Source organism: Streptomyces sp. NPDC008125, from assembly GCF_042957125.1.
In the GTDB taxonomy this organism is placed as follows: Bacteria; Actinomycetota; Actinomycetes; order Streptomycetales; family Streptomycetaceae; genus Streptomyces.
On record NZ_JBIBHR010000040.1, the window covers coordinates 22,001 to 28,044 of the forward strand.

General features: G+C 63.3%; 5 protein-coding genes and 1 pseudogene. 2 read left to right on the top strand and 4 right to left on the bottom strand.

The genetic code is table 11. The features are described from left to right. Positions 1-21: 21 nt before the first annotated feature. From ACFZAX_RS34795 to ACFZAX_RS34810, 4 genes and pseudogenes are all read right to left on the bottom strand, one after another. Positions 22-246, bottom strand: coding sequence for a hypothetical protein (locus ACFZAX_RS34795; protein ID WP_390966880.1), 225 nt, complete (start codon positions 244-246; stop codon positions 22-24). A gap of 33 nt (positions 247-279) precedes the next feature. After that, entirely contained in the window at positions 280-1,341 is a 1,062-nt protein-coding gene (locus tag ACFZAX_RS34800; RefSeq protein ID WP_390966882.1) for a hypothetical protein, read from the bottom strand. 451 nt (positions 1,342-1,792) lie between these two features. Further along, positions 1,793-1,905, bottom strand: a pseudogene (locus tag ACFZAX_RS34805) (3-hydroxyacyl-CoA dehydrogenase family protein); the annotation flags it as partial. Positions 1,906-2,082: 177 nt separating this feature from the next. Next, a complete protein-coding gene (locus ACFZAX_RS34810) occupies positions 2,083-3,627 on the bottom strand; it encodes a DNA-binding protein (protein WP_390966884.1) in 1,545 nt (514 codons plus the stop codon). Positions 3,628-3,969: 342 nt separating this feature from the next. Here ACFZAX_RS34810 and ACFZAX_RS34815 point away from each other — a divergent pair, with 342 nt between their 5' ends. Together ACFZAX_RS34815 and ACFZAX_RS34820 are read left to right on the top strand one after the other, a co-directional pair. Further along, a complete protein-coding gene (locus tag ACFZAX_RS34815; RefSeq protein ID WP_390966885.1) occupies positions 3,970-4,512 on the top strand; it encodes an SLATT domain-containing protein in 543 nt (180 codons plus the stop codon). Beyond that, on the top strand, positions 4,509-5,828 hold the full coding sequence (locus tag ACFZAX_RS34820; protein ID WP_390966887.1) for a nucleotidyltransferase: 1,320 nt from the start codon (positions 4,509-4,511) through the stop codon (positions 5,826-5,828). The genes ACFZAX_RS34815 and ACFZAX_RS34820 overlap by 4 nt, the downstream gene beginning before the upstream one ends. The last annotated feature ends 216 nt before the right edge of the window (positions 5,829-6,044 follow it).

Sequence of the window (6,044 nt, forward strand, 5' to 3'; positions counted from 1 at the left end):
CCACGACTCCGTCTTCCCCACTCACCCAGAAAGCGCCACCAGACCGACACCACCCGCCCGCAGCCGGCCGTCGACACCACGGTCCGTGACCTCGTCAAGACACTGCTCCGCCAACGTCTCGCAGATGAGGAAGTACGGCGGGAAGGCATCAACGAGCTGAAGAAGACCGCGCACCGGATTGTCGGTGGAGGTCAGACCAACAGCAACCTGGTCTTCGTAGACGTAGCTGCGACCCTCATCTGCCACCGAAAACTAACCAAGTGAGACAACGTCTTTAGCTCAATCCAGCTTAATGAACGAGGGGCGCGCGGCCAGAGCTATGGCTTCCTGATCTGGTTGGCCTAGGTGAAGCCAGTCAGGAGCATCCACGGAGAGAAGCCTGGACTCGACATCGGTGAGATCCTGTTGGGCAGCTTCATTGAGTGCCCACTCAATCTCGGCAACCTTCACGTCGGCATACTTTTCCAACTGTTCCTGGATCTTCTGAGCCATCGGTGTCGGCTTCTGCCAGTAGTTGCCGCGGTCATGCCGTCCGAGCGTCGTAATTGCTTCACCGACTGCCGCGTAGGCGTCGTTGTACAGCCCCATGAACCCGTGAGGATCAGGCAGGGCTACGACCCACAGACTGTCTCCAGCCTTGCTTGTCTGCTTGGTGACCCCAGCAGGTAGATCCTTGTGCTCTGGGACGACACCGATCCGCAGGCCCGGCCCGCTCTCCAACTGCTCCTTATTGCTTTTGATGGTCACCGCAAGGTGGCGGTGGCGCTCCTGATCGCTGACGAACAGATCTGTCCGCCAGATTTTTCTAAGCCTCGCTCCAAGCTGCGGCTCGGCTGCCTCCCCAATCGCCGCAAGGCGCACCCAGTTGTCGAACGCGGGCGGTCGGCCACGTGTATCGGGCAGGATCACGGCCTCGTCCGAGGCATTGACGATAACGGCCTCAAGGAAGCCAAGGTACTTTGCCCGCTCGTAGCCAAACAGCAACGACTCTGGACGGTCAAGGTATTTGAAGCCCTTTGGCGAAGCCCGCTTCATGGCCGTAACGAGGGGATCGACGACTGTGGGCTCCGCGCCTTGAATCGCTTCGTGAACCGCCCATTCGAACCCATCGCCGCGCATGCCCTTGTCCCGCTGGAGTCGAGCAACGTAGGCGAGTTGGCGAAGCGTCACATCGACTCGATCGGTGTTCAGAACCGTGAGGCCGGATACAGGGATCTGATCAACGAGTGCTCGAAGGATTGACCGTGCAACGGCGTACAGTGCCCGCCCGCGCTCATCAACCGGCGCCTTCTGGGTCACGAACGAGATCTTGCTGAGTGACTTCTCCTCCTTGGTAGCCACGCGGTTCCCTTCATCCATTTGTCATCGTGATCGCGCAGGTCTACCACCGCCTGCTAGACGTAACCCACGAGTTCTATCAGGCAACTGCCATCGTCGTCCCGATCTTTTTGTAGGATCCGCTCCTACCTGCCACGGCGCCGGATCCCTGCCGGCATCGCCTGCGGGTGCACCGACTCCTCCCAACGCCTTGGCCGACACCGATGGGTGATCGAGCCCGCCGTTGCCTGGTTTGGCGCCCTCCGCCGACTGCACCACCAATACGGACGCAGGGACGCCCACTTCGCTGGCTTCGCCAGCATCGCCACAGCCCTTCAGCTGCACCCGGCGACTCTCCAAACGAGATGGGCGAGTAGTAGCAGGCGAGACCCTTCGGGGCCGCAAGCGGTCCTGACCTCGGGGAACGCGCCTCGGCGGGCCCGGCGGCGTCACCCCCGGGCCCGTGTGCGGGGACTCAGGCGTACGGGTAGAACCCCGCCCCGTCTTCCGGCCGCGCCTGCCGGCGTCCACCATGCCCTGGAGCAGCGGGGGAGCGGCGTACAGGGGCTCCTTGTACCCCGCGTACATTTTGGCCACGCGGCCGTAGGCGTGGGGTGGCCAGCTATCCTCAGGGTTGTCTTAACGGATGTTGGTGGAGTCGAGGGTCACCAACTTAGACAACTGCGGCGCATGCGCCGAACACTTAATGGCACACTCGTTCGGTGTCGTGTCGTACGCGCGGTGCTCCCTAGAGGCGGTCGCTTCTCAGACGTCGAGTAGTTGCCGGAGGGCGTCCGGGCCGAGGCGCTTGTCCGCATCGGCGACAGCCCCCTTGAAGTGGACTCCTTCAGTTCCGAGGATTTCTGCGGGGGTGTCCGTTCGGGTATGGTCCGCCCACTGGAAGCCGTTGCTGACGCGTCCTGCTGCATTCAAGACACGCCAGGGGTTGGGACATTGGGCGCAGGTACTCAGGTGTCTTCCGACCGGAACGGCGTGGCTGCCTATCACTGCTGCCACGTCACCGTAGGTGGTCCATCGTCCGGCAGGGACTGCGCCCAGCAGGGTGTGCAGCTCCGTCCAGTCTTTGCGGGTGCCGTTGAGTTGCTTGGCCAGCCCTGAGAGGTTGAGTCCTGCCAGGGTGGCCCATTCTTCGCTGTCGACATCGCTGGGAACCTGACTGGTGTCGACGTCCCACCATGTTGTGCCCTGTATCCCGTCGGCGGTGCGGCTCGTCACGCTCGTGAAGATGTGGTTGGCCAGTCCGGTGGGGGAGTAGGACGCGCCGTCGGCGTCCCAGATCAGTGGCTGGGCAGTGTTGTTGGTCCAGATGGCGGTTGCTCTGCTGCGGTCCTCGTCTACCCACGCGTCGATGGCATTACGGATGGCTTCCGTTGCGCCATGGCGCGGTGTCATGAGCAGTTTGGTGCCTTCGGGCAGCAGGCCCGCACCGACGAGTACGTGGACGGCGTTGCGTGAGCGTGCGCGTTCCTGCAGCTTCTTGGCTGCCGCCTCGCCTTCGACTCGGGCAGGTGCGAGCGTGAATTCCTCTACCTCCGGGGTCGGATAGACCTTGGTGAAGCCGGCGACGACGTGCCCCTCCACCTTCCACAGCCCCACCTGAATGAGGTCGATGTCGAGGCCCATTTCCGACAGCCAGACCACGGAGTGGGTGACCTGCTTCGGGAAGTCAGCGGCGATGATCACCTGTCGGGGGCGCTGGAGCAGCTCCGGGCTCCACTCCCCGTCCACATGATCGAGCAGGCGCTGCCTGCATGCATCGAAGTCGAGGTTTTGCCCCCTGCGCGACAGGAAGTCGCGGTGCGCCTGGGTCAGGGTGCTGAGGTCGAACCGGGATACCAGGGCGGCGTAGGTGATCGCCTGAAGGTGCACGTCCCGATCAGCCGTTCCGCGCTTCAGCTCGACCACGACGAGGCGCCCTGTTGCGTCCAGTCCCAGGACGTCCAGCCGGTCGCGCGCCGGCACGCCGTCCGTGTCGGCCCACCGGTCGTACTCAGCGGTGACGACGAGCACCGACTCCCCGAGCACCTTCGGGTGGGCGATCACCCACTCCTGCAAGTGCTGCCTCTCAAGGAGGCCTTCCGCGGCCAACCCGGTGCGCGCGATCGGTGTGGCCGCCTCGCCCATGACGGTGAAGAGGTGATCCACGATGGCCTCCTGGTGCAACCGGCAGCGCGACGTTCGACGTTCAGAGCTTACGTGGGCGGGATCGCTCCTCAAACAGTCCTGCTTGCCGGGCACCAGATCGGCCTCGGCGCCTTCTGGAATCGATTCCGAGATCGGCTTGCTCATTTCCAGGGCATTCACGGCGACGCCGTTTTGAGGAGAGGATTCTCCACAGGGGCGCCCTGCGAGACGCGCTGTCAGGGGTGCTGACCTGAGCGGCTCTGCGGCATCGTGTCCACCGCATTCCTCTACCTGTCTGAAGCAGGGTAGGGCCAGGACAGGCAGGATCGGCCGCGGTCTGAATGGGAGGTGACTCAAGTCGGTTGGAGTGTCAGTGGTCGCCGCCATACTCAGAAGATGTGCAACTGACTTTCAGACGCATGTCCAGCAGTCCTCGACCGAGTAGGGAACGAATTGACACCCGAGAGCGACGCGGTGCCTGACCGCGACCCGTACCTTCTGGCGCAGATGCGAGAGGCATTCGGGCGCGTGGTCTACAGCCACAAGACCCATGAGAAGCAAGCGGACATCTGCTTCACCAAGCACCGGTGGCAGCAGGGCGTCCTCATTGCTCTCACCGCGATCAGCTCGGGCACCTTCCTGGCCGCGGTGGTCGGACTGCTCGGCAACGCAGTGCTGACGAGCCTCGCGACCTCTTCTATCGCGCTCCTGGTCAGCTGGATGAGCCTTGGGACGAAGACCTTCAAGTTCGAGGAGGAGTCCGAGGCCCACCGCGGCATCGCCTCTCGGCTGTGGGACGTCCGAGAGTCCTACATTTCCCTCATCGCCGACCTGATGTCCGGCACCGTCTCCAACGCGGAGGGCCGAGAGCGGCGGGACGAGCTGCAGCAGGCTGCGCGCGACGCCTACGCCGACGCGCCCAGGACGAGCAGCAGGGCTTTCGCGCGCGCGCAGGGCGGGCTGCAGAACAACGAGGAGATGACGTTCACCTCGCGCGAAATCGACCTCCTCCTTCCGGAGGCGCTCCGGCTCGGCGAAGGCGAGGCATGACGATGAAGACCTCAGAGATCTTCGAAACACTGCTCAAGAGCCTGAAGGTCGGGGAGACGGCCACGACGGTCGCCTCACGACGGGACGAGATCACGAAGGCGCTCAACAAAGACTTTCGCGACAAGGACGGCTGCACCGACTACAAGCTGATGGTCGGATCGTTCGGTCGGCACACCGCGATCAAGGGAGTGTCCGACCTTGACATGATCTTCATCCTCCCGCCCAGGATCAGGTCAAGCTACGAGGGGGGCACAGGCCCGCGGAGAATCCTCGAAAGGGTTCGGGACGACCTCAAGGCGCGGTACAGCAACACTGAGATCCGCGTCGACCAGTGTGTCGTCCGAGTGCAGTTCACGTCCAACGCCTTCAAGTTCGAGGTCCAGCCGGCATTCGAGAACGTCGACGGCAGCTTCGACTACCCGGACACGAAGGCTGAGGGCTGGAAGGTCACCAAGCCGCGCGAGGAGATCGCCGCGACCAAGGAGAGCAACGACCGCACCTCGACGAACATGCGCCACCTCGCCCGGATGGCACGGGCTTGGAAGAACGCGAACGGCGTAAACATGGGTGGCCTGCTCATCGACACCCTCGTCTACAACTTCTTCGACCAGACCGACGACTACGACGCAGCGGGCACAGGCTCGTTCGACCTCCTGGCCCGCGACTTCTTCGAATTCCTCAAAGATCAGTCAGAGCAGGAGTACTACCTGGCGCTGGGCAGCCGACAGCGGGTCCACGTGAAGGCGCAGTTCCAGCCGAAGGCCAAGAAGGCGTACAACCGATGCCTCGAGGCGATCGCGGACGAAGGCAAGACGTCCGCCAACAAGAAGTGGCGCGAGATCTTCGGCACGTCGGTGCCGCTGGCGAAGAGCGCGAGGGAGTCGTCCCGGCCGTTCAGGGACACCGAGGAGTTCATCGAGGATGAGTTCCCGGTCGACGTGTCTGAGACCGTGTCCATCGACTGCGAGGTCACGCAGGCCGGATGGCGTCCGACCTGGCTTCGCGCGATGCGTGGCGGGGGGATCCTGCTAAAGGCCGACAAGGGCTTGAGGTTCGTAGTCACCAGTTGCTCGGTCGGGGAGCCCTACACGCTGAAGTGGAAGGTGCTCAATCGTGGTCCGGAAGCCGAGCGGCGAGACGCGATCCGCGGCCAGATTGTCGACTCGAGCAAGCGGGGAGTCCGCATCGAGCACTCAAACTTCAAAGGCGAGCACGTTGTCGAGTGCTACGTAGTCAAGGACGGGGTCGTCGTCGCTCGGGACCGGATCGACGTGCCGATCTGTAACACGAGCGTCAAGAGAACGAACGCCTTGTAGGGAACCGATTCTCGGAGCGTGACGAGACCCCGACGATTCTGCCCGGGTCTCGTCGCATCAGACGCATCGGCCCCCAAGGGTTGAAGCATGAGCAGCTCTCTCGCTGCCATGTCCGAGTGTCCGCTTAGACGTCGTTTCTTATGGCGTGAGGGCTCGTTGGTCTGTGCATGACGGATCTGGTTGAGCGGTTGGTACCGGATGAGTTGTGGGTGTTGT